The organism is Flavobacterium sp. (genome assembly GCF_027483985.1).
GTDB lineage: Bacteria > Bacteroidota > Bacteroidia > Flavobacteriales > Flavobacteriaceae > Flavobacterium.
On record NZ_JAIXTJ010000048.1, the window covers coordinates 32943 to 55153 of the forward strand.

The 22211-nt window shown below is 31.9% G+C and carries 20 protein-coding genes; 13 read left to right on the top strand and 7 right to left on the bottom strand.

The features are described from left to right. Window positions 1-34: 34 nt before the first annotated feature. The 4 genes from Q0050_RS12190 (at window position 35) to Q0050_RS12205 (ending at window position 5086) form a co-directional block, all read left to right on the top strand. Window positions 35-3028, top strand: a complete 2994-nt coding sequence (locus tag Q0050_RS12190; protein ID WP_298396142.1) for an amidohydrolase family protein — start codon at window positions 35-37, stop codon at window positions 3026-3028. Between the two features lies 1 nt (window position 3029). Beyond that, window positions 3030-4328: an amidohydrolase family protein gene (locus tag Q0050_RS12195; protein WP_298396145.1), complete on the top strand. Its 1299-nt coding sequence runs from the start codon at window positions 3030-3032 to the stop codon at window positions 4326-4328. Between the two features lie 88 nt (window positions 4329-4416). Continuing rightward, window positions 4417-4896 carry a hypothetical protein gene (locus Q0050_RS12200; RefSeq protein WP_298396147.1) on the top strand — a complete coding sequence of 160 codons (480 nt, stop codon included), beginning with the start codon at window positions 4417-4419 and terminating at the stop codon, window positions 4894-4896. Next, window positions 4886-5086: a helix-turn-helix transcriptional regulator gene (locus Q0050_RS12205; RefSeq protein WP_298396150.1), complete on the top strand. Its 201-nt coding sequence runs from the start codon at window positions 4886-4888 to the stop codon at window positions 5084-5086. Before Q0050_RS12200 ends, Q0050_RS12205 begins: the two co-directional genes overlap by 11 nt. A 31-nt stretch (window positions 5087-5117) precedes the next feature. Here the strand turns inward: Q0050_RS12205 and Q0050_RS12210 are convergent, their stop codons facing one another. The 4 genes from Q0050_RS12210 to Q0050_RS12225 form a co-directional block, all read right to left on the bottom strand. Further along, window positions 5118-7121 (bottom strand): cytochrome c biogenesis protein CcdA, encoded by a 2004-nt coding sequence (locus tag Q0050_RS12210; RefSeq protein ID WP_298396153.1) that lies wholly within the window; start codon window positions 7119-7121, stop codon window positions 5118-5120. Beyond that, window positions 7121-8431, bottom strand: coding sequence for a tRNA lysidine(34) synthetase TilS (gene tilS, locus Q0050_RS12215; protein ID WP_298396156.1), 1311 nt, complete (start codon window positions 8429-8431; stop codon window positions 7121-7123). The genes Q0050_RS12210 and tilS overlap by 1 nt, the downstream gene beginning before the upstream one ends. A gap of 70 nt (window positions 8432-8501) precedes the next feature. After that, window positions 8502-8891, bottom strand: a complete 390-nt coding sequence (locus tag Q0050_RS12220) for a hypothetical protein (RefSeq protein WP_298396159.1) — start codon at window positions 8889-8891, stop codon at window positions 8502-8504. A gap of 47 nt (window positions 8892-8938) precedes the next feature. Further along, complete coding sequence (locus Q0050_RS12225) at window positions 8939-10234, bottom strand: anthranilate synthase component I family protein (protein WP_298396161.1); 1296 nt, start codon at window positions 10232-10234, stop codon at window positions 8939-8941. Window positions 10235-10488: 254 nt separating this feature from the next. On the opposite strand from Q0050_RS12225, the gene Q0050_RS12230 reads away from it, so the two are divergent. Continuing rightward, window positions 10489-11364: a tetratricopeptide repeat protein gene (locus Q0050_RS12230; RefSeq protein ID WP_298396164.1), complete on the top strand. Its 876-nt coding sequence runs from the start codon at window positions 10489-10491 to the stop codon at window positions 11362-11364. Between the two features lie 64 nt (window positions 11365-11428). On the opposite strand, the gene Q0050_RS12235 is transcribed toward Q0050_RS12230, so the two are convergent. The 3 genes from Q0050_RS12235 to Q0050_RS12245 all read right to left on the bottom strand — a co-directional run bounded on the left by Q0050_RS12235 (window position 11429) and on the right by Q0050_RS12245 (window position 13980). Next, entirely contained in the window at window positions 11429-11614 is a 186-nt protein-coding gene (locus tag Q0050_RS12235) for a hypothetical protein (RefSeq protein WP_298396166.1), read from the bottom strand. A 134-nt stretch (window positions 11615-11748) separates the two neighbouring features. Beyond that, window positions 11749-13152 (bottom strand): dihydrolipoyl dehydrogenase, encoded by a 1404-nt coding sequence (gene lpdA, locus Q0050_RS12240; protein ID WP_298396168.1) that lies wholly within the window; start codon window positions 13150-13152, stop codon window positions 11749-11751. 375 nt (window positions 13153-13527) lie between these two features. Next, window positions 13528-13980 (bottom strand): Lrp/AsnC family transcriptional regulator, encoded by a 453-nt coding sequence (locus Q0050_RS12245; RefSeq protein ID WP_298396171.1) that lies wholly within the window; start codon window positions 13978-13980, stop codon window positions 13528-13530. Between the two features lie 553 nt (window positions 13981-14533). On the opposite strand from Q0050_RS12245, the gene Q0050_RS12250 reads away from it, so the two are divergent. The 8 genes from Q0050_RS12250 (at window position 14534) to Q0050_RS12285 (ending at window position 21757) form a co-directional block, all read left to right on the top strand. After that, window positions 14534-15736: an aminotransferase class I/II-fold pyridoxal phosphate-dependent enzyme gene (locus Q0050_RS12250; RefSeq protein WP_298396174.1), complete on the top strand. Its 1203-nt coding sequence runs from the start codon at window positions 14534-14536 to the stop codon at window positions 15734-15736. A 247-nt stretch (window positions 15737-15983) separates the two neighbouring features. Next, window positions 15984-17027, top strand: a complete 1044-nt coding sequence (locus Q0050_RS12255; protein ID WP_298396177.1) for a site-specific integrase — start codon at window positions 15984-15986, stop codon at window positions 17025-17027. A gap of 110 nt (window positions 17028-17137) precedes the next feature. Further along, complete coding sequence (locus Q0050_RS12260; protein WP_298396180.1) at window positions 17138-17653, top strand: hypothetical protein; 516 nt, start codon at window positions 17138-17140, stop codon at window positions 17651-17653. A gap of 171 nt (window positions 17654-17824) precedes the next feature. After that, window positions 17825-18220 (top strand): hypothetical protein, encoded by a 396-nt coding sequence (locus tag Q0050_RS12265; protein ID WP_298396183.1) that lies wholly within the window; start codon window positions 17825-17827, stop codon window positions 18218-18220. Window positions 18221-18414: 194 nt separating this feature from the next. Beyond that, window positions 18415-19029 (top strand): hypothetical protein, encoded by a 615-nt coding sequence (locus Q0050_RS12270; protein ID WP_298396186.1) that lies wholly within the window; start codon window positions 18415-18417, stop codon window positions 19027-19029. Between the two features lie 167 nt (window positions 19030-19196). Continuing rightward, window positions 19197-20018 carry a hypothetical protein gene (locus tag Q0050_RS12275; protein ID WP_298396190.1) on the top strand — a complete coding sequence of 274 codons (822 nt, stop codon included), beginning with the start codon at window positions 19197-19199 and terminating at the stop codon, window positions 20016-20018. Between the two features lie 174 nt (window positions 20019-20192). Then, on the top strand, window positions 20193-21023 hold the full coding sequence (locus tag Q0050_RS12280) for a WG repeat-containing protein (protein WP_298396193.1): 831 nt from the start codon (window positions 20193-20195) through the stop codon (window positions 21021-21023). Between the two features lie 188 nt (window positions 21024-21211). Next, entirely contained in the window at window positions 21212-21757 is a 546-nt protein-coding gene (locus Q0050_RS12285; protein ID WP_298396197.1) for a hypothetical protein, read from the top strand. Window positions 21758-22211 lie beyond the last annotated feature (454 nt).

The following is a 22211-nucleotide window of genomic DNA, read 5'->3' on the forward strand; positions in this document are numbered from 1 at the left end:
TTTTTTTACTTTTATCAAATATACTTTACCAAATATGAAGAAAATACTATTTCTATTCTTAGTTAGTTTTATAACTACCACAATCTCAGCACAAGATTATTTTCCTATCAATGAAAATGTAAAAAACAAAAGCACGAACTATACTGCTTTTACCAATGCCAAAATTTACATTACACCTACCCAAGTGATTGAAAAAGGAACACTCCTTATTTTAGATCGAAAAATTGTTGCTGTTGGAAACTCCGTTTCAATTCCTAAAAATTGTTTGACAATAAACCTTGATGGTAAATCCATCTATCCTTCGTTTATTGATATGTACACCAACTTTGGTGTAGAAAAACCAAAAGCAATTAGTAGTTTTGAAGGTGGTCAACTTTATGATTCTAAACGAAAAGGTTATTATTGGAACGAACACATTCGACCAGAAATCAATGCCTACGAATTATTTAAATATGATGAAAAGAAAGCCGAAGAATTTTTAAAATCTGGATTTGGCGTTCTTGGAACACACAATCAAGATGGTATTGCTCGTGGAACAGGAAGTTTAGTAGCGCTTAACAACACTCCAAATACTGCTAAAATTATCAGTAATACCATTTCAAATCATTTTGGATTTACAAGAAGTTCGGGTTCGGCACAAGCTTATCCTAATTCGTTAATGGGAATGATGGCGTTGTTACGTCAAATGTATTATGATTTAGATTGGTACAAAAAAGGAAATTCAGAAACTATTGATTTGTCATTAGAAGCTTTAGCAAAAAATGAAAAGCTCGTACAAATTTTTGCCGCTGATGATAAATTAAACAGTTTACGCGCTGCCAAAATTGGAGCTGAATTTAATATCAATTACATCTTAAAAGGTTTTGGAAACGAATTTGAACGCATCGACGAAATCAAAAAAACTAATGCCAAATTTATCATTCCAATAAATTTTCCAGAAGCTTATGATGTATCTAATACGTACCAAGCCAATCAAATGGAACTTTATGATTTACGTTACTGGAATCAAGCACCAACCAATCTTAAAGTTTTAGCTGATAACGGAATAACTTTTGCTTTAACAACCGATAAATTAAAGAAAATTGAAGATTTTAAAACCAATCTTTTAAGAGCCATCAAATTAGGTTTTAATAAAACCAAAGCATTAGAGTCATTAACTACCATTCCAGCGGCTTTACTAGGTAAAAGCAATGAAATTGGTAGTTTGAATGTAGGAAGCTATGCCAATTTTATCATTACTTCGGGTGAAGTCTTTGAAGAAGAAACCATCCTTTATGAAAATTGGGTACAAGGAGCAAAGTATGTTGTTAATGATGCCAACATCAAAGATATTCGCGGCGATTATGATTTGACAATTGCCAACGAAAATTACAAAATGAAAATCGAAGGCAAAGTGGCAAGCCCAAAAGTAGATATCAAAACCACTGACGATAAAAAAGTAAGTTCTAAGTTTACATACACTAACAATTGGATTACACTGATCTTAAAATCTAAAGATACTTTAAACCCTTCAATTAATCGCCTTACCGGATATGCAGAAAATAATTCAAAACTTTCGGGTAAAGCTGTATTGTTTGATGGTTCTGAAGTTGAATGGAATGCCGTTAAAACAGCTCCATTTGTAAATAAAGTGGAACCAAAAGAAGCTGAAAAACAATTTAAAATTCAGCCAGTCACCTACCCTAACCTTCCTTTTGGTAACAATCAAAAATTAACATCACAAAACCTTTTATTTAAAAATGCGACCGTTTGGACCAATGAAAAAGAGGGTATTTTAAATGAAACCGATGTCTTAGTTAAAAACGGAAAGATTGTTTCTATCGGAAAAAATTTGTCTGATGCAAGCGCTACAGTTATTGATGCAAAAGGAAAACACCTTACGGCAGGAATCATTGACGAACATTCTCACATTGCCATTTCAAGAGGTGTGAATGAATCAGGACACAATTCAACTGCTGAAGTAACAATTGAAGATGTTGTAAATTCGGAAGATGTAAATATTTATAGAGAAATCGCTGGAGGTGTTACAACATCACAATTGCTTCACGGCTCGGCCAATCCAATTGGTGGAAGATCAGCAATTGTCAAATGGAAATGGGGTTCCGCACCAGAAGAAATGTTATACAAAAATCAACCTAAGTTTATCAAATTTGCTTTAGGCGAAAACGTAAAACAATCTAATTGGTCTAACGAAAATGCAACACGTTATCCGCAAACTAGAATGGGTGTTGAACAAGTCTTTACAGATTATTTTCAACGCGCCAAAGAATACGACGATGCCTGGAAAAAATATACAGCCAACCCTAGAAATGCCAAAGCGCCACGCAAAGATTTAGAACTTCAAACCTTAGCAGAAATCATTAATAAAGAACGTTTTATCACTTGTCATTCCTATGTTCAATCTGAAATATTAATGATGATGAATGTGGCTGAAAAATACAATTTCAAAATGAATACGTTCACTCACATTTTAGAAGGTTATAAAGTTGCTGATAAAATGAAAGAACACGGTGTTGGTGCGTCAACCTTCTCTGATTGGTGGGCTTATAAGTTTGAAGTAAACGATGCAATACCTTATAACGGACCAATTATGCACAAGGCTGGCGTTTTAGTAGCATACAATTCAGATGATGCTGAGATGTCAAGAAGGCTAAATCAAGAAGCAGCCAAAGCTGTGAAATATGGGAATGTTCCCGAAGAAGAAGCTTGGAAATTTGTCACACTAAATCCTGCAAAACTACTTCACATTGATGATAAAGTTGGAAGTATTAAAGTAGGAAAAGATGCTGATTTGGTGGTTTGGAATGCTAATCCTTTATCAATTTATGCAAAAGCAGAAAAGACAATTATTGAAGGTGTGGTTTATTTTGATATCGAAAAAGATGCATTACTACGAAGCGCTGTTTCGAAAGAGAAGAACGAATTGATTAATCAATTACTTGAAGAAAAAAACAAGGGAATGATTACTCAAGAACCAAAAAAGAAAGAAAAGAAAGAATATCACTGTGACACTTTAGAAGAAAACTAAAATGAAAAATTTATATATAATTGCGCTAGTTTTAAGTTTAACAACAAACGCATTTGCACAAAAAAAAGCAGCCGGTAAACAATCCAAATCCGTTTTAATTATGAACGGAACGGCACATTTAGGCAACGGAAAAATTATTGAAAATAGCGTAATCGGCTTTAAAGATGGTAAAATACAATTGGTTGCCGATGCTACATTGGTCCGAATAGATATGAGCGCGTATGACCTAAAAATTGATGCTTCTGGAAAACACATTTATCCTGGATTTATTGCTCCTAATTCTACACTAGGTTTGGTTGAAATTGATGCTGTAAAAGCTTCAGATGATGAAGATGAAATTGGAAATTTTAATCCGAATGTGAAAAGTTTGATGGCTTATAATTCGGAATCTAGAGTTACAGAAACCGTAGTGAGTAATGGTATTCTAACAGCACAAATTACTCCACGTGGCGGCAGAATTTCTGGAACTTCATCTATTGTTCAATTAGATGCTTGGACTTGGAAAGATGCAGTTATAAAAGAAAATGATGGTATTCATTTGAATTTTCCAAATACATTTAGAACCGGACGTGGCGCTGAAAATGGAGTAATTGAGGTAAATAAAGACTATGTAAAACAAATTGAAGAAATAACCTCTTTTATCAACGCAGCGAAATCGTATAACAGCACTACTCCAAAAGAACGAAATCTAGTGCTTGAAGCTATGAAAGGATTGCTTGAAGGCCAACAAACACTTTATGTGCACGCTAATAATGAAAAACAAATTATTGATGCCATTACTGTATTCAAGGAAAACGGCATCGCAAAAATCGTAATCGTTGGTGGATTTGAAGCTTATAAAGTTGCGTCTCTTTTACAAAAAAATGCCATTCCAGTTTTGTTACGACGTGTGCACGATATGCCGTTGAATGATGATCAAGACTATGATTTACCGTTCAAAATGGCTAAAATCCTAACCGATAAAGGAATTCTAGTGGGTTTAGAAAATAGTGGTGAAATGGAACGTATGAATATAAGAAACCTACCATTCTTAGCTGGAACTTGTGCTGCCTACGGACTTGATAAAGAAATTGCATTACAACTAATTACTTCGAATACGGCTAAAATACTAGGAATTGATACTTTCTGTGGTACACTAGAAGAAGGAAAGGATGCTACTTTATTCATCTCACAAGGTGATGCTTTAGATATGCGCACCAATAAAATTAAAGAAACATTCATCCAAGGAAGATTAATTGATTTAGAAAATCATCAAAGTAACCTTAATAAAATCTATAAAGCGAAATACAATCAAAATTAAAAAGTAAAATATTTCATACTTTTTGTAAAATAAATTTGTCTAAATGTAAAATATACTTTACATTTGTTTCAACTTTAAATCAAAAAGTATGAAAACACATTTTTTATTACCCAATTCCTTTAAAAAAATTGGATGGTTGTTGTTTATTCCTGCCCTAATTCTAACGGTGGTATTTTCGATTATTAACGGCGATGCAGATTCGTATTTAAACGTTACAACATTTGCCATTTATCAGGAAACAATTGGTCAAAAATCTGGTTTCTTTAGTCTAATAGAAAATAGCATAACAGATGAACTCCTAACTATTGCGATGATTGTTGGTGGGTTGTTTATTGGGTTTTCAAAATTGAAAAACGAGGATGAGTACATTGCTAAAATAAGATATGAAAGTCTGGTTTGGGCAACCTATTTAAATTATGGATTGATCTTATTTTTCACGGTTTTTATTTTTGGAATGCCCTATTTGAATGTATTGTTTTATAATATGTTTACTTTGCTACTATTCTTTATTATAAGATTTCATTTTAAGCTATATCAATTAAATAAAGCTGCAGCAAATGACGAATAATTTAAAAGTGCTGCGAGCTATTAAGAATATTTCGCAAGAAGATTTAGCTAAGCAAATTGAGGTAAGTCGTCAAACGATTAACGCAATGGAAAAAGGAAAATATGTACCTTCAACAGTTTTGGCTTTAAAACTAGCACGTTATTTTGATAAACCTGTAGAAGAAATATTTACACTTGAAACTACTGATTAAAAAAATCCCATCGTTTGATGGGATTTTTTTTTTACTTTTTAAATTTGGATATTCCGTCTTCTAGCCACTTTTTATAATCATTAGCATCAAAGGTAAAAGCAATAGGTTTGTTCAAATCCTTACCATCTGTATCTAAAATAATGTACAAAGGCTGTGAATTACTTTTATATCTAGTTATTTGAAAATCCGTCCATTTATTACCAATGGTTACCACTTCTTTTCCTGTGGTTTTTGATACATATTGTTCTGCCTTTGGAAGTTCTATCTTTCTATCACAATAAAGTGAAATTAAAACCACATCATTTTTTAATATTGATAAAACCTCAGGTTTAGACCATACGTTGTCTTCCATTTTTCTGCAATTCGCACAAGCATCGCCTGTAAAATCTAATAAAACAGGTTTATTAACTTTCTTGGCATACTCCAAACCATATTTGTAGTCGTCAAAAGCAATTATGCCGTTTGGACCAGAATGAGCGTGTTCGGGCAAAGCTTCTGCGCTCGCAACAGTATTTCCAAATCCACTTGGACTCTCAGAGTAAGTGCTTGGCGGTGTTAAACCACTTAAAATTTTCAAAGGCGCACCCCATAATCCTGGTATCATATAAAAAGTAAAACTGGTCACTAAAATTGCCATCACTAACCTTCCTACTCCAATTTTATCAGCTTTTTCATAATCGTGCGGCAACATATATCTTCCGAATAAATATAATGCCCAAGCTCCAAAAATTGCAATCCAAATAGCTATAAATAATTCACGTTCTAACAAATGTTTTTGCAATACTAAATCAGCATTTGATAAAAATTTAAACGCAAAAGCCAATTCTAAAAATCCAAGTGAAACTTTAACGGTATTCAACCAGCCACCAGATTTAGGCAAAGAATTTAACCAACCCGGAAACATTGCGAACAACATAAAAGGCAATGCAATGGCAAGCGAAAAACCAAACATTCCGACAACTGGCGCAATTCCGCCTTTTGAAGCTGATTCTACTAATAAGGTTCCAACAATTGGTCCTGTGCAAGAAAAAGAAACTACAGCTAAGGCTAAGGCCATAAAAATAATTCCGATAACACCGCCTTTGTCGGCTTGAGAATCTAATTTTGTCGCCCACGAACTTGGTAACATAATTTCGAATGCACCTAAGAAAGACAAGGCAAAAAACACTAGCATGGCAAAGAAAATCAAATTAAACCACACACTAGTAGATAATTCATTCAAAGCTTCTGCACCAAAGATTGTGGTGATAATCGAACCTAATAACACATAAATAGCAATAATTGAAATTCCGTAGATAACTGCATTTCTTATTCCTTCGGCTTTAGATTTACTTTGCTTAGTAAAAAAACTTACCGTCATCGGAATCATAGGAAAGATACAAGGCATCAATAAGGCAGCAAATCCTCCTAAAAAGGACAACAAGAAAATCGTCCATAAACTTTTATCTTCTTTTTTATCTTGCGGTGCGGCCTCTGTTGTTGCTTGCGCGGCTTTCGGTGTTTCAGTAGGTGCTGCGATTTGAGTGCTGTCAACCTTAGTTGAGTCTTGGATTACAACAGTTTCTGTACTAGTTTCTGGAATTTTGATTTCAGGAATTTCAAAAGTAAAATCTTTTGAATCATTTATACAAGCTTCTTTACAAACTTGATAATCAAAGTTTAATTTAATCTTTTTAACTTTCGGATTGGTAACTTTTACTTTTTGGGTAACCGTTAATTTGTTTTCAAAATAGTACTCATCTACTTCAAAAACTTCATTAAAAGCTTTTTTATAAGGACTTTCTTTTGCCTTTCCTACCAATTCATAATTTCCTTTTTGATCTTTAAAATTCAAAACAATGGGTAGCGGACCATCGTTTGGCGTGAATTGCGAATACACGTGCCATCCTTCTTCAATGACTCCTGTCACAATTAAATTGAATTCATTATCCGAAACTTTCTCGGTTTTGGTCGAAAATTTTACCGGATTTTTAACTTGTGCATTTACTTGGGTTAAAACCAAAAATGCTAGCAATGTATAAAAGAATTTCTTCATTATTGAACCGTTATTTTTACTATTCTAGTAGTGTTAGTAGTTACTTTAAATCTATTGTCTTGACGCATTCCAACAATCCAAATAATTTGATTATCAGAACACAAAAGCCACTTATTTGATTTATCAATTAAAGAGAGCTTTTCGTCTTTAAAATATTTGCTGACCTTCTTCGTTCCTTGCATTCCCAACGGATGAAAAACATCGCCTTCCTCCCATTTTCTCAATTGTAACGGAAATTGTAACAAATCTTCATCGACAAAGATACTATTAGAATCTGAATCAGAAATGTCACTTAGGTTACAAAACTCAAATTTTAAGGGAATATTAACTTGGGAACTATTTTTTTCTATTGCAAAAACTTCTTTGTGCAAGCTTTCTTTAATTGATGATAAAATCAAACGATCTCTATCTTTTAACAGAATATGCGTCGCACTAAACACTTGTTTTCCGGATTGAGCGTACACTAAATCTGCAATGTCATTCCAGGCAGTAAAACCATATTCTTTAAGCCATTGATACAAATAAGCAGCATAATTAGAATGCTTGATCAATAGTTTACAATCAATCGACAACGAACCATCAGTTTGTTCGCTAACAACCTCTTTATAAACCAAATTTTTTCCATCAGTAACGATAGATTGTGCTTCTTTTAGATAATTTTGGGTTTTTAAAAAAGACTCTAAAAAATTCGGATTCAGTTCTTTTAATATCGGAATAACATCGTGACGAAGTTTATTGCGCAAATATTTATCAGACGCATTGCTAGAATCTTCTCTCCATTGAATGGCATTCTTTTCTGCATAATCCATTAGCGCATTTCGAGCAAAACCTAATAAGGGTCGAATAATCTTGTCATTTTGCATCGGAATTCCGGTTAAGCCTTCTAATCCTGTTCCACGACTAAGGTTGATAAAAAAGGTTTCTAGACTGTCGTCTAAATGATGTGCAGTCAGAATATAATCGCATTGTTCTTTTTCTAGCACTTCATAAAACCAATCGTATCGTAATTTTCTAGCCGTCAATTGAATGGATTGTTTGCTTGATTCGGCTATTTTTTTGGTATCAAATTGTTGCAAATGAAATGGCACTTTTAACTCACTGCATACTTTACGAACAAAAGCTTCATCACCATCGCTCTCTGCGCCACGAAGTTGAAAATTACAATGGGCAACTTCAATGGAATACTTTAATTGATATAATAAATGCAACAAAACCATACTGTCAATTCCGCCACTAACGGCTACTAACAAACGCTTTTCTTTTAGAAAAGGAAGTTCGTCTTGTAAATGGTTTTGAAATAAGTCGAGCATTTTTTTGAATAAAACGCTAAAGTAGTAATAATAAAAGTTTGACGAGAAGCATCAAACTTTTATTTCGAATTTATTGTGTTGCGACGCGTTCAATAGTTTTGGCTATGTCTTCTGAAGTTTTTGAAATCACTACCGATTCCACTATTTTTTTTGTTCTAGCATCCACTAAAAACAAAATACCGGTTGACCTTAGATTTACGTAATCTAAATTATTGGCTCTGAGAATTTCAGCCGATGCCGCTTTGGTTTGCTTATTGGTTAAATCATTTGTTATCACCGAAAAGACATTTTTATCTAATCTAGAAAGCACTTCACTTACTACTCGATCTTCATTTTTTATACAAGTCGAACACCATTTTGCTTTTACCAGAACGGCATAGTATGAAGGTGATGTTTGTGCAAAAAACTGGGTAGAAAAAAGGAATATTGCAACGGCTACTATGTTTTTAAATGATCTCATAATATAAATTTTCGATATTAATATTGGGCTAAGTTAACGATAAAAAATTAATTATTTTGTAAAGTAACTAACATTGCATTAGCTTTTAACAAACATTCTTCATACTCATTTTCAGGAACCGCTTTGGAGGTAATCGCGCTTCCTACAGAAAACGAAACATAATTTGTTTTAGAATTATACAAAATACTTCGAATTACTACGTTAAAATCAAAATCGCCATTGGGTTTGAAATAACCAACAGCACCACTATACAAGCCACGTTTGGTTTCCTCTAAAGCTTCAATGATGGTCATTGCCGCAATTTTTGGCGCGCCAGTCATACTGCCCATCGGAAAAGTTGTTTGGATAATAGCAATTGGTGATGTAGTATTTTCAACCTCTGAAACTATGGTAGATATCATTTGGTGCACTTGTTTAAAAGTATAAACGCCGCACAATTCATCTACTTGAACCGATCCTTTGGTCGCTGTTCGTGATAAATCATTGCGAACCAAATCAACAATCATAATGTTTTCAGAGCGTTCTTTTTCGTTTTGAGATAACGTTACTTTGAGTTGCTCATCGAGTTCTAAGTCAGAACTTCGTCTTGCGGTTCCTTTTATGGGTTGGGAAAGTACTTTAGTGCCTTCTTTTTTCAAATAACGTTCTGGTGAAGCACAAACCAGATAATTTGTATTATTTTTAAAATAAACTGCAAAAGGTGGCTCCGAGATAGCATTCAAATCGGTATAAAGTTTTAATGGATTTAGCCGTGCATCCTCAGCATAAAATTCCATACAAAAATTGGCTTCATAAATATCACCACGTTGGATGTGCTCTAACATTTTACCAACTTTAGAAAGGTAGTCTGCTTTCGAAATACGTTGTTTGATCTCAAATTCTTGAACCGTTGTTGTAAAATCTGTGCTATAACTGGAATTAATTTCCTCCAAATCGGATTCAATTTCATCATCACACATCAATAAATAGTGGATTTCTAATTGATTATCTTTCAATAAAAAGAGCTTTTTAGGTTGAAAGAAAAACAAATCGGGAAACTCCAAACCATCATAATTATTGGAACGCAACTCTTCGCAATCATTTTTCAAATCGTAAGACAAATAACCAAACAACCAATCGTTGGCTTGACTTTGATACTGATGCAAATCTTCAAAAGCATTTTTGACATCGGTTTTTATAGAAGTTAGCGCATCAACGGCAACAACGCAATCATAACTAGAATACCGCTGTTGATAATCATTAGAATCTAAAAAAACTACTTCTCTAAATTGTTGGCTCCAAAGCAACAGCTTTTGTTTTAATTCAACAGGATTTTCAATAGTTTTTGCAACAATAGTTCTCAATGGGAATTTATTTTTTTTCAAAATTACGATAAAATAATTTCTGAAAATACTATAAACTTTCCTTTTTTATTCTTTATCAAATGAATCAAATTTGAAAGAAAAACTTGCTAACTAAGTAACTGTTATTTGCTTAAAGTAGGTAGTATTTTGAATTTTTACCATCCTTTTGAATAATAATTTTTAAAAATAAAGATGGAGCAAAGCAATTTACGAACTGCTTTTTTTATGTATTTTTGATAAAATTAATTGCCTTAATGAAAAAACTAGTTTTACTTTTTATAACATTTAACATTTTATCTAATAGTAGCGCGCAAACTATTGTACCAAAAACTACTACGTTTAAGTTTGAAACCATTTACTATGATGCCATTTATAAATGGGTTGTTTTTCCTAAAAGCCAAGCCGACACCAGTTATGTCTATGGATTTCTATATTTAGATATGCAAGCTGGCTTTACCTTCAACCAAGAAGGCACCTTTCACATCGATGAGTTAGGCAAGTTGGTTAGTAGTGTGAAAGTACCCTTTAATACTATAAGTAAACGATTAAGTAATACTACAAGTAATGTTGCCGTATTGACTGCAGTTCAATTAAAAGAACTAGGTGTTCCAGGTGTGCCGCTATGGTTAAAAAACTACAAAAAACCTATCGATGATGCCGAATCATTAACTAAAATTGGGCAACAACTCAACAAAGTTGGAGGTAACAAAAAAGCACTTGAATTTTTGTTAAAAGCCTACAAAAAAACACCACATCACAAAGGATTAGAATATGAATTAGGTTATGCTTACAATGCCTTAGGTCAATATGAAAAAGCTATTGAAATACTAAATGCTGCTACAACCTTTGATCCTAAAAATGCTTTATTGTATAAAGAATTTGGTTATGCTTACTTAAATCTACACAAGCTAGTTGAGGCAGAAGCTATTTATAAAAGAGGCGTAACTATAGCTACTGACAAAGAGTTAAAAAACGAAATGGCCATCAATATGATCAATTATTATTACATTCAAAAAAGTAAAGACAAATTTGAAGAATGGAAAGCCATCATCAAGGAAAATGCATCACCCGATTCGCAATACATCAAATATATTGAGCATTTTGAAAAAGAATGGAATACTAAAAAGTAATCTAATAATTGTTAATAAAGTATTGTAATGTTTTTACTACAATAAAAAGAAAAACGCTCCTAGTCTATTTCAAATTAACAAGCCACAAATCGTTTTGACCTTTATTGAGGCTTACATCGATATCAGCACTTTGAGTTTCTCCAACAATGGTATACTCATTTGGATTAGTGTAGAAAAAGTCTTTTGCAACGTCAATATTTGATTCATAAATAAAGTAGCATAAAAAATTTCTTTGACTTACGATTCTCAAAACAATATTTTCACTAGCATCGCACAGCCTTTATTTCATTGGAATTAAAAATAAATTAGTCCAATAAATTACGAAATTTATTGGACTAATTTATTTTTTAAATTTTTATGGATACTAACTTTATTGTAAGTTAGTTATACGTGTAAAGCTCTATTATCAGTTGCAGCCAATGCCGCTTCTTTTATGGCTTCTGCAAACGTTGGATGCGCGTGTGACATTCTAGAAATATCCTCAGCTGAAGCTCTAAATTCCATTGCGGTTACAGCTTCTGCTATTAAATCAGCACATCTTGCACCAATCATGTGCACGCCTAAAACTTCGTCGGTTTTAGCATCGGCTAAGATTTTTACAAAACCATCGGTATCGCCACCAGCTCTTGCTCTACCCAAAGCTTTGAACGGAAAACTTCCGGCTTTATAGGCAACTCCATCAGCTTTTAATTGCTCTTCGGTTTTTCCTACAGCAGCGACTTCTGGCCAAGTATACACCACACCTGGAATTAAATTATAATCAATATGAGGTTTTTGTCCTGCTAAAATTTCAGCTACCATAACTCCTTCTTCTTCGGCTTTATGAGCTAACATTGCGCCACGAACTACATCACCAATAGCATAAATATTCGAAACATTTGTTTGTAAATGATCGTTCACTTCCACTTGTCCTCTATCGGTAAGTTTCACTCCGGCTTTTTCGGCATTTAATCCATCGGTATAAGGACGACGACCTACTGAAACCAAAGAGTAATCACCTTCAAGAGTTATGATTTCACCTTTAGTATTTTCAGCTTTTACCGTTACAGCTGCACCATTGCGTTCTACAGATTGTACTTTGTGAGAAGTGTAAAATTTCATTCCTTGTTTTTTCAACACTTTGGTCAATTCTTTAGACAAAGCAGCATCCATTCCTGGAATGATTCTGTCCATAAATTCTACTACCGATACTTCTGCGCCAAGTCTTAAGTAAACTTGTCCTAATTCAATTCCGATAACACCACCACCAATGATTACTAAATGTTTAGGAACTTCTGGTAATTTTAAGGCTTCTGTTGATGTAATAATGCGTTCTTTATCTAATTTTATAAAAGGTAAAGACGATGGTTTTGAACCTGTTGCAATGATTATATTTTTAGCTTCAACCACTTCTGATGAACCATCAGCTTTGGTTACTTTAACGTGTGTTGCATCTTCAAACGAACCTAAACCTTCTAAAACGGTAATTTTATTTTTGTCCATTAAAAACTTAACGCCACCTGAGGTTTGGTCAACAACCGCTTGTTTACGCGCAATCATTTTTTCAAGATTTACTTTCACCTCGCCCGAAACTTCAATACCGTGATCGGCAAAATGTTGTAATTCTTCATAATGATGTGATGATGCTAAAAGTGCTTTTGATGGAATACAACCTACGTTTAGACACGTTCCTCCTAAAGTGCTATATTTTTCTACGATAGCAGTTTTGAAACCTAATTGCGCACAACGAATTGCCGAAACATATCCGCCTGGACCTGAACCTATAATGACTACGTCAAATGAACTCATATTGTATGTTTTTGTGTGTTTAATATAAAAGTTGCACAAATTTACAAATTAAATTGCAAAATCAATATCAAAAATCATTATCAAAATTCAATATCAAAATTCAATATCAAAATTCAATATCAAAATTCAATATCAAAATTCAATATCAAAATTCAATATCAAAATTCAATATCAAAATTCTATATCAAAAATCATTATCAAGATTCAATATCAAAAATCAACTTTTTATGCTTAGCTTTTCTGGTTGTGTAAAATCCATTTTAAATTGATTAATTTCAGACAATATGATGATTTGTACAAATTTGATTGCAAGTTCATAAACTTCTTTATTGTAAGCGCAAAACAGAAATAATTACTGAAAACTTTTGCTATTTGTTATACATTAAAAACTGTTGTATTTTTTACTTCACCAATCATAAAGGTACTGTGTGTACTGCCAATATGCTGCAGTGTTGTAAGTTTTGTTACCATAAACTCGCGGTATTCTTCCATATCTTTCACACATATTTTTAAAATGTAATCATAATCACCACTAACGTGAAAACATTCTAAAACTTCGTTTAATTGTACTACTTCTTTTTCAAATTGATTGATGAATTCTTTGGTGTGTTGCAACAATTTTAAATGACAAAAAACCACAAAACCTTTATTGATTTTATTCCTATCGAGTAAGGCTACATATTTATCAATAATACCATCGCGCTCTAATTTTTTGATGCGTTCATATACAGCGGTGACCGATAAGTTCAATTTCAAAGAAAGTTCTTTGGTGGTTTTTTTAGTATCGTTTTGCAAAAGTTGTAGTAGCTTTTTGTCGGTTGCATCCATAGTTTAGGTTGTAGTTTTTAGGTTGTAGGTTGTAGGTTGTAGGTTTTAGGTTTTAGGTTTTAGATTTTTGGTTTTAGGTTTTTGGTTTTAGGTTGTAGGTTTTAGGTTGTAGGTTATGTTTTGTGAATAAAAATCTATTGTTGGGTTGTTTTAGTTTCAAATATAGAACTTTTTACTAGTAATTAATAAAATTTTAGATTAAAAATCTAATTTATTAAGTATATATTGATTAATTATCTAATAAATAGCAATTTTGATAAGTCAATACGTAATAATTATGCTAAACTAATTACCATTTCAAAAGAGTATAAAGTGAAAAGTAAAAAACAAAGTAATACTTAACAACAAACCATAAACAATAAATAATAAACCTTAAACTAGTAACAACAAACCATAAACAACAAACCATAAACCATAAACAACAAACCATTAACAACAAACCATAAACAACAAACCATAAACAACAAACCATAAACAACAAACCATAAACAACAAACCATAAACAATAAACAACAAACCATAAACAACAAACCATAAACTAAAAATCAACCCTATGAACGACTTTAATCCTGCTGACAAAATACAAGACTTACAATATTTTGGAGAATTTGGTGGTGTAAACCCTTCCATTTCTGATAGTTCTACATATACATTTCTTTCCGCTAAAACAATGTTTGATACTTTTGAAGGAAATGCCGAAGGTTGTTATTTATATTCAAGACATTCGTCTCCAAGTAATTTATATTTAGATCAAGCTTTGGCTGCAATGGAAGGTACTGAAGCTGCTAATGTTTCTGCTTCAGGAATGGGTGCGATTACTCCAACGCTTTTGCAATTATGCAGTGCTGGAGATCACATTGTTTCTAGTCGAACCATTTATGGTGGCACGTATGCCTTTCTGAAAAACTTTACTCCTAAATTCGGAATCAAAACTTCCTTTGTAGACATCACCAAATTGGATGTTGTAGAAGCCGCTATTACATCAAACACCAAAGTATTGTATTGCGAAACCGTAAGCAATCCGTTATTAGAAGTAGCCGATATTGCTTCGCTAGCTAAAATTGCAAAAAAGTATAATTTGACTTTAGTTGTAGATAATACGTTTTCTCCACTTAGTGTGGCACCAATTAAATTAGGTGCCGATATTGTGATTCACAGTTTAACCAAATACATTAACGGTAGTAGTGACACGGTTGGAGGCGTTACTTGTGCTTCAAGGGCTTTCATTAATAGTTTGAAAGATGTCAATTCAGGCGCAAGTATGTTACTCGGACCAACAATGGATAGCCTTAGAAGTGCTAGTGTGATGAAAAATTTGCGCACACTTCACATTAGAATGAAACAACACAGTTATAACGCACAGTATTTAGCCGAAAAGTTTGAAAATGACGGAATCAAAACGGTTTATCCAGGTTTAAAAAGTCATCCGAGTCACGAAATTTATGCTGCAATGATCAATCCAGAATATGGTTTTGGCGGAATGATGACTATCGATGTCGGAAGTTTAGACAAAGCCAACGAATTAATGGAATTAATGCAAGAACGCAACTTGGGTTATTTGGCAGTAAGTTTAGGATTCTACAAAACATTATTCAGCGCGCCTGGCACATCAACATCATCAGAAATTCCGTTGGAGGAACAAAAAGAAATGGGCTTAACCGATGGATTAATTCGCTTCTCTATTGGGTTAGATAATGATATCGAGCGCACTTATAAAGCAATGAAAACTTGTATGAACGAACTAGGAATTTTATAGTTTGTCTTTTTAGGATGGTGTGAAAATTACGTAGGAAGTATTTTTTATGTTAGAGCAACTTTTTTATCGTTGAGATTTCTGTTCGTTTGTATCGCTATTTAAATGTTCAGCACAGCTACTTAACGATAAATATACTTCCACTAAAAAATGTATAGCGATATTTCTTTTATCAGATAGTTTTGCAGGTTAAAAATATTCTCTATATATTTGCCTATCTATTACTTACGTCAAAAATTTTATATACGCCATGCATTGGGAAGCCCGCTTGATAAGCCACAATAAAGAATCGCGCATTGCGGTTTATTTTGAAAAAAACGATGATTTAATTGCTCGCATAAAACGATTGAATGGTGCTCGATGGAGTAACACTTTGAGAGTATGGCATCTTCCTGATACCGAATATTATCGTGAAAAGTTTAAGATTGTAGTTGCAGAAATCAAACTTCCGAACGAAGAAACTATTGAAGCCCTTACCAAATTTAAACAATGGTTGCGAGCCAAACGCTACAGCGAAAAGACATTAGCTACCTATTCTGATGCTTTAAAATCTTTTCTTTTATTTTTCAGTGACAAATCCATTAATTGTTTGACAAACGAAGATATTATTTTATATCATAATGAATATATTATAAAAAACAAATTGTCTGAATCGTATCAAAATCAGATTATTAATGCTGTTAAATTATATTTTAAGACCATAAAAGACACCAAAATTGATTTTGAAAAAATTCATCGACCTAAACGTGCCAAGTTACTACCTAATGTATTAAGTAAGCAAGAAGTTAAAGCCATTTTAGAAGCACAAACCAACCTAAAACACAAAATGATGTTGAGTTTGATTTACAGTTGTGGTTTGCGTTGTGGCGAGTTATTAGCATTAGAGCCGAAGCATATTGATTCAAAGCGTAACATCGTATTATTAAAAAACTCTAAAGGAAAAAAAGATCGAATTGCGCCTTTAAGTATGAAGATTTTGGAGATGCTTCGGGCTTATTATATGGTTTATAAACCAACCAAATATTTGTTTGAGGGCAAGACTATTGGAATGCCCTATGATGCCCGAAGTTTGCAGCAAGTAATGAAACAGTCGTTGCAAAAAGCCAAGATTACAAAACCAGCCACATTGCATTGGTTACGTCACAGTTTTGCCACTCATTTATTAGAAAGTGGTACCGACTTGCGCTATATTCAGGAACTATTGGGACACAGTAGCAGCAAGACCACAGAGATTTACACCCACGTCAGCACCAAAAACATTCAACAAATTAAGAGTCCGTTTGATGACTTATAATTTTTTTTATATATTTGATAAAAAAACGCTAATCAGTAGCGCCTATCCTACCCAATTTGGCTGCATAGGCGTTATAACGTAGCGACTATATACTAGTTACAAGCAAGTTTATGAGAAAAATACGTAAAACAATACTTCTTCTGCTCTTTCCAATAATATTGTTTGGACAGGATAATGGTGAATCGAAGAAAGCTTATGATGAAGTTAATAAATATGTAAAGCAGATTGACAGTATTTACGAAAACTCAAAAGAAGGAATTGCAGAAGGTCCAATTGAATATACTAAACCGAAAAGAAAAAATGGAGGCTGGGAAGCATACTTCATAAATGATTCAAAAGGTTTACCGTTGAGAATTCGTTATGGAAAAACAGAATTTGACAGAAACATAAATCTGAATTTATATTACAAAAATGAAAAGTTAGTTTTTGCAGATTTGACAGTAACACTAACTTCTCGAAAAATGAAAAATAAAACTCCATACAAAAGACAATTTCACTTTCCAGAAGGAAGATTACAATGGCAAACAAGAACAACAAGCGAAGAATATCAGACAGCCGAAATGGAATATAGTTTTGAATATTTAAAAAACGAAGATAGCTTAATCCGAAAAATGATTTACAAATAAAACCTGCTTGTAACAGGCGTTTCGCGCAATTGCGAGTTTTGTGGTAAATTCACGTTTACATTTCGCAAGAAATTTTATCTTTAACAGAAAATAATTAGTTCCGAAGTTCGCAACTGCGCAAAGCGCCGGAACGTTATAAGCCATTTTTGGAAACCTCGTTAAAAATAAAATATGAAATATAAATTAAGCATATTCATTTTTTTAGTTGTTTTATCCCATTGTTTTTCCCAAGAAAACTATGATTGGAATAATATTCAAAAAGTTGAATTATACGCGTTTGAAAAAAGTAAAAAAATTGAGGAATATACTTCAAAAGATTTAAACGAAAAAAGCCTTGTAAAATGTGATACTAAAAAGATAATCCAATATCTCAAGGAGTTAAAAATGTTCAAAAATGATGTTATGATTGAAAATAAATTTTATGCGTTAAGAGTTTACTTTGCAAAATCTCGAACAGATTTTATTCTTTTTCTTAATCAAGGAGTAATGTTCAAATTAAAAAAAGGAAACAAATATTTCGAAATTGATAGAGAATTTAAAAAGTTGATAGAGGATTCAACAAATTAAAACGGCTTATAACAGCAGTTACAATAAATTGCTAAGCTTGGGATTTATCAGAAATGGTAATTGTTGAATCAAAGTTTTGCCTATATTTGTAATTGTCAGTGAATGAAGTCCGCAACTTCTTGTAGCTGCGAAACGTTGGTGGCAATTTTGGCACAGACTCAAGAATCTAAAGCAATTTTAAATCAAAACAAAAAATGAGCAAAATAGAATCAATTATTGGTGGCGAAGATGATAAGCCAAAAAAGACAAGAGCAATTAAAGAACAACATCATATTACTGACAACGAAGAGACTAATTGTATTATTGAAGAACTTAAAATTTATATAGATGATAATATTAGTGAACTAAAACGGAATGGAATAATTATACTTATAGTAACAATTTTAATCGCATTGGGAATATATATTCACATTGTTTTATCTCTAAAATCACAACTTTTAGAGATAAAAGCATCTTCAAACCCAACACAAACTGTAACATATTTAATTTTCAGAAGTACAGCATTGGGGGCTATTGCAACAACCATATTAATATTAGGATCAAAGATAACAATTTCAAGTTTTGACCAAGCTATGAGGTTTACCAAAAGAAAAATGGCTACATATTTTTTACATTTTTTATACAAACAACATAAAGACCAACTTCTTAAAGAAGTCAATTTAGACCAAATAATGAATTCATTTGACCATTGGAATAGAAATGTTGCATCTGCATTTTCTAACGTAAATATTGAAAGCCAAAACCCGATAAAAGACTTAAAAAACAGTAAGAAAAAAAGAAATAATTACAAGAATACGCCAACAGAATAAAAAAAACTGCCACCAACAGCGGTTTCAAGAAATGGCGAGGCACGGGATTTATTTGAAATCGGAAAGGTATTTAATTAAAAATTTTGGTTATATTTGTGAAGGCTTGGTCTTGGTTCATCGCCACTTCTCGAAGCCGCGACACGTTAGGCGATATTAACACAAAAAAAATGAGAACAATATTCTTTTTAATTACTTTCTTTTCTTTCTTAATTAATAATGATGAAAACATTAATAATAAAGAAATTCCTAAATTCAAATCCATTACTGAAGCTTCATACTATGCAAAGAGAACTGGATTAATTGAACGAACAATCGCATTAGAAAAAAACAAAAACAAAATTAGCGAGTATAACAATGTAGGAGAATTATTAAGTAGCACACAATTTGAAATGGATGGAAGTTTATATGAAAAAACAACTACAGTTTTAAATGAAAATGGCAAAGTATTAAAATCAATTATAAAAGACAATAATGGAAAGATAAAAAGGTATTTATTAAACGAAATTGACAAAAATGGTAAAATAATTAATGTTAAAGCTTATGATCTAAATGATTTCCTAATAGAAACCCAATCATATTCATATGATGCGAATGGAAATTGCACGGAATACATTTATAACAATTTTAAATATAAATACAAAACCATAACTAATTCTAAGTTCAACTCAAACAATCAATTATTAGAAGAAATATTCGATAACGAAGCTAGAAAGGAAAAAACTACTAGAACTTTTACTTATGATAAAAAAGGAAATCAAATTGAAGAATATATGAATTGCACAGATGGCAGATTTACAAAGTTCAAATCTGAATATGATTCATTAAATAATTTAATTTCTCAGAAATGGTTTGATAAAAATGGAAAGCAAAACCACGAAACTTCTTTTGAATATGTATATGATAATTACGATAATTGGATAACGAAAAAAAGAAGTTTGAATGGAGAAATTGATTTTGTGTGGGAAAGAAAAATTGAATATTATCAATAACATCGCCTAACAGCGGTTTGGCGCAATTGGGGTTTTAGGCTAACTTTAAAGTTGGTTTTGTGTTTGGAAGTTGGTTTTTTATTCGATACAATTGGCTAACCAAATCCCCAACTGCCGCCAAGCCGCGGGACGTTAGAAGTAATTTTGCCAAAAAATGACGAAAAAGAATATATAATGAAAAAAAAATATGTAATAATTTTATTCTTTTTTTGCTTAAATGCAGTTAGTCAAACCAAAGTTATTGATGAGCTTGATAATGGTAAATTTATAATCGAAAACAATAAAAAATTTGCAATCTCAAAAGATACTATTAATGGAGATTTCAAATTTGATACAATTTGTAAATCGAAAAGAGGAGATTATTTATTTACAAAAGAAAATAATTTATGGGGCGTAATAAATCAAGATGGCAAAATAATTATTCCGAATTTTTATCAAAATATTAATACTGCTTGTTGCTATGAAAAATTAAATGGAAAAGATAATTTTATAGTTAGAAAAGATAATAAAGTTGGAGTTTTAAAATATAATAACAATGTTCTAATTCCTATAATTTACGACAAAATAACAAGTTGGGTTGAATATGGACCAAAAGCACATTATGTTACTAAAGAAAATAAAATTGGATTAATAAAACATAATGGTAAAATTATGATTCCAGTTTCTTATGATTCGTTACACTTTTATAATGACAAGATAATAAAAGGAAAAATAAATAATAAATATGGAGTTCTAAATTCAAAAAACTCAATAGTCATTCCATTTGATTATGATGCACTTATAGTAGATTTTGATTTTTATGGTTGGGAAAATGAAAATCATATTGATAAATTTGCTGTAAAGAAGAACGATATTTGGTACTATTTAGATTATAATGGAAATATCATAAAAAAAGATATTTCGAATACTGAAATTGAAAAGGAATACGCATCTTTCAAACTAAAAAATTATGATTTTGAATATATTGGGAAATTATTAAATCGAAATATAAAAAACTACTTCTAACAGCGGTTTCAAGAAATGGCGAGGTTCGGGATTTATCAGAAATTGGAAAGGTTTTTAATTAAAAGTTTTTTCTATATTTGTGAAGGCTTGGTCTTGGTTTATCGCCACTTCATGAAGCCGCGAAACGTTGGCAGTAATATTATCCAAAAAAAAAAAACAAGTTGATACTAAAGATGAAAAGACTTTTTATGAAATATAAAGACAATATAATTTATATTATTGTAATGACTTTTTTATTATTTTACTTCGAGCCATCCCAAAAAAAATTTTATTTAAAAAATGATATTGATAATTTTGAAAGTGATTATTATTGGAAAATGATTTTTGTAATTATAATTCTAATTTTGCTTTTCTTATCTTGGCGTATTTTAAAAGTCAAAGAAAATAAAATTAAATCTCTATTATTTCCTTTACTGAACGTAACATTTTATTCATTATTCATTGCGTTTATACTTCAAAATATTATTATTTCTATTGTTTTATTTACGAACAGATTTATAGATAGAAGCCAAACTCAAATGATCTACAAAGTTGAATATTATAAAGCAAATAACTATTTAAAAATTATCAACGAAAAGAAAAGCGATACGATTAATAATGTTTTGGAAGAAGAATTCCTCAATAGATTGGAAAATTTAAGGATAAAGAAAAAACTAAAAAGTATTATCAAAAGTGATACTATACATATAAAATTCAAAAATGGACTTTATGGAATAAAATATAAAAATGATTAAAAATACTACTGCCAACAGCGGTTTCAAGAAATGGCGAGGCTTGGGATTTATCAGAAATTGGAAAGGTTTTTAATTAAAAGTTTTGTTTATATTTGTGAAGGCTTGGTCTTGGTTCATCGCCACTTCTTGAAGCCGCGAAACGTTAGTGGTCAGCAGCGGAAATTACGCAGGTCATATCATCTCTTCACATTTATCTTCCGCAAGACGTTTGATATTATTATTGGTTAAAGCTCTTCGATTTAAAAAAATTCGTAATTGTTACTAAGAAATTGAAACAAAACTTGGAATCCGAACCTGGAAGCAGAACTTGGAAGTAAAACTTGGAAGTAAAACTTGGAATCAGAACTTTGAAACGTAACTTAGAATCAGAACTTGGAATCAGAACTTGGAAGTAAAACTTTGAAGCTAAATTTTAAAACAAACTTAGGATCAGAACTTGAATACAAACTTCGGA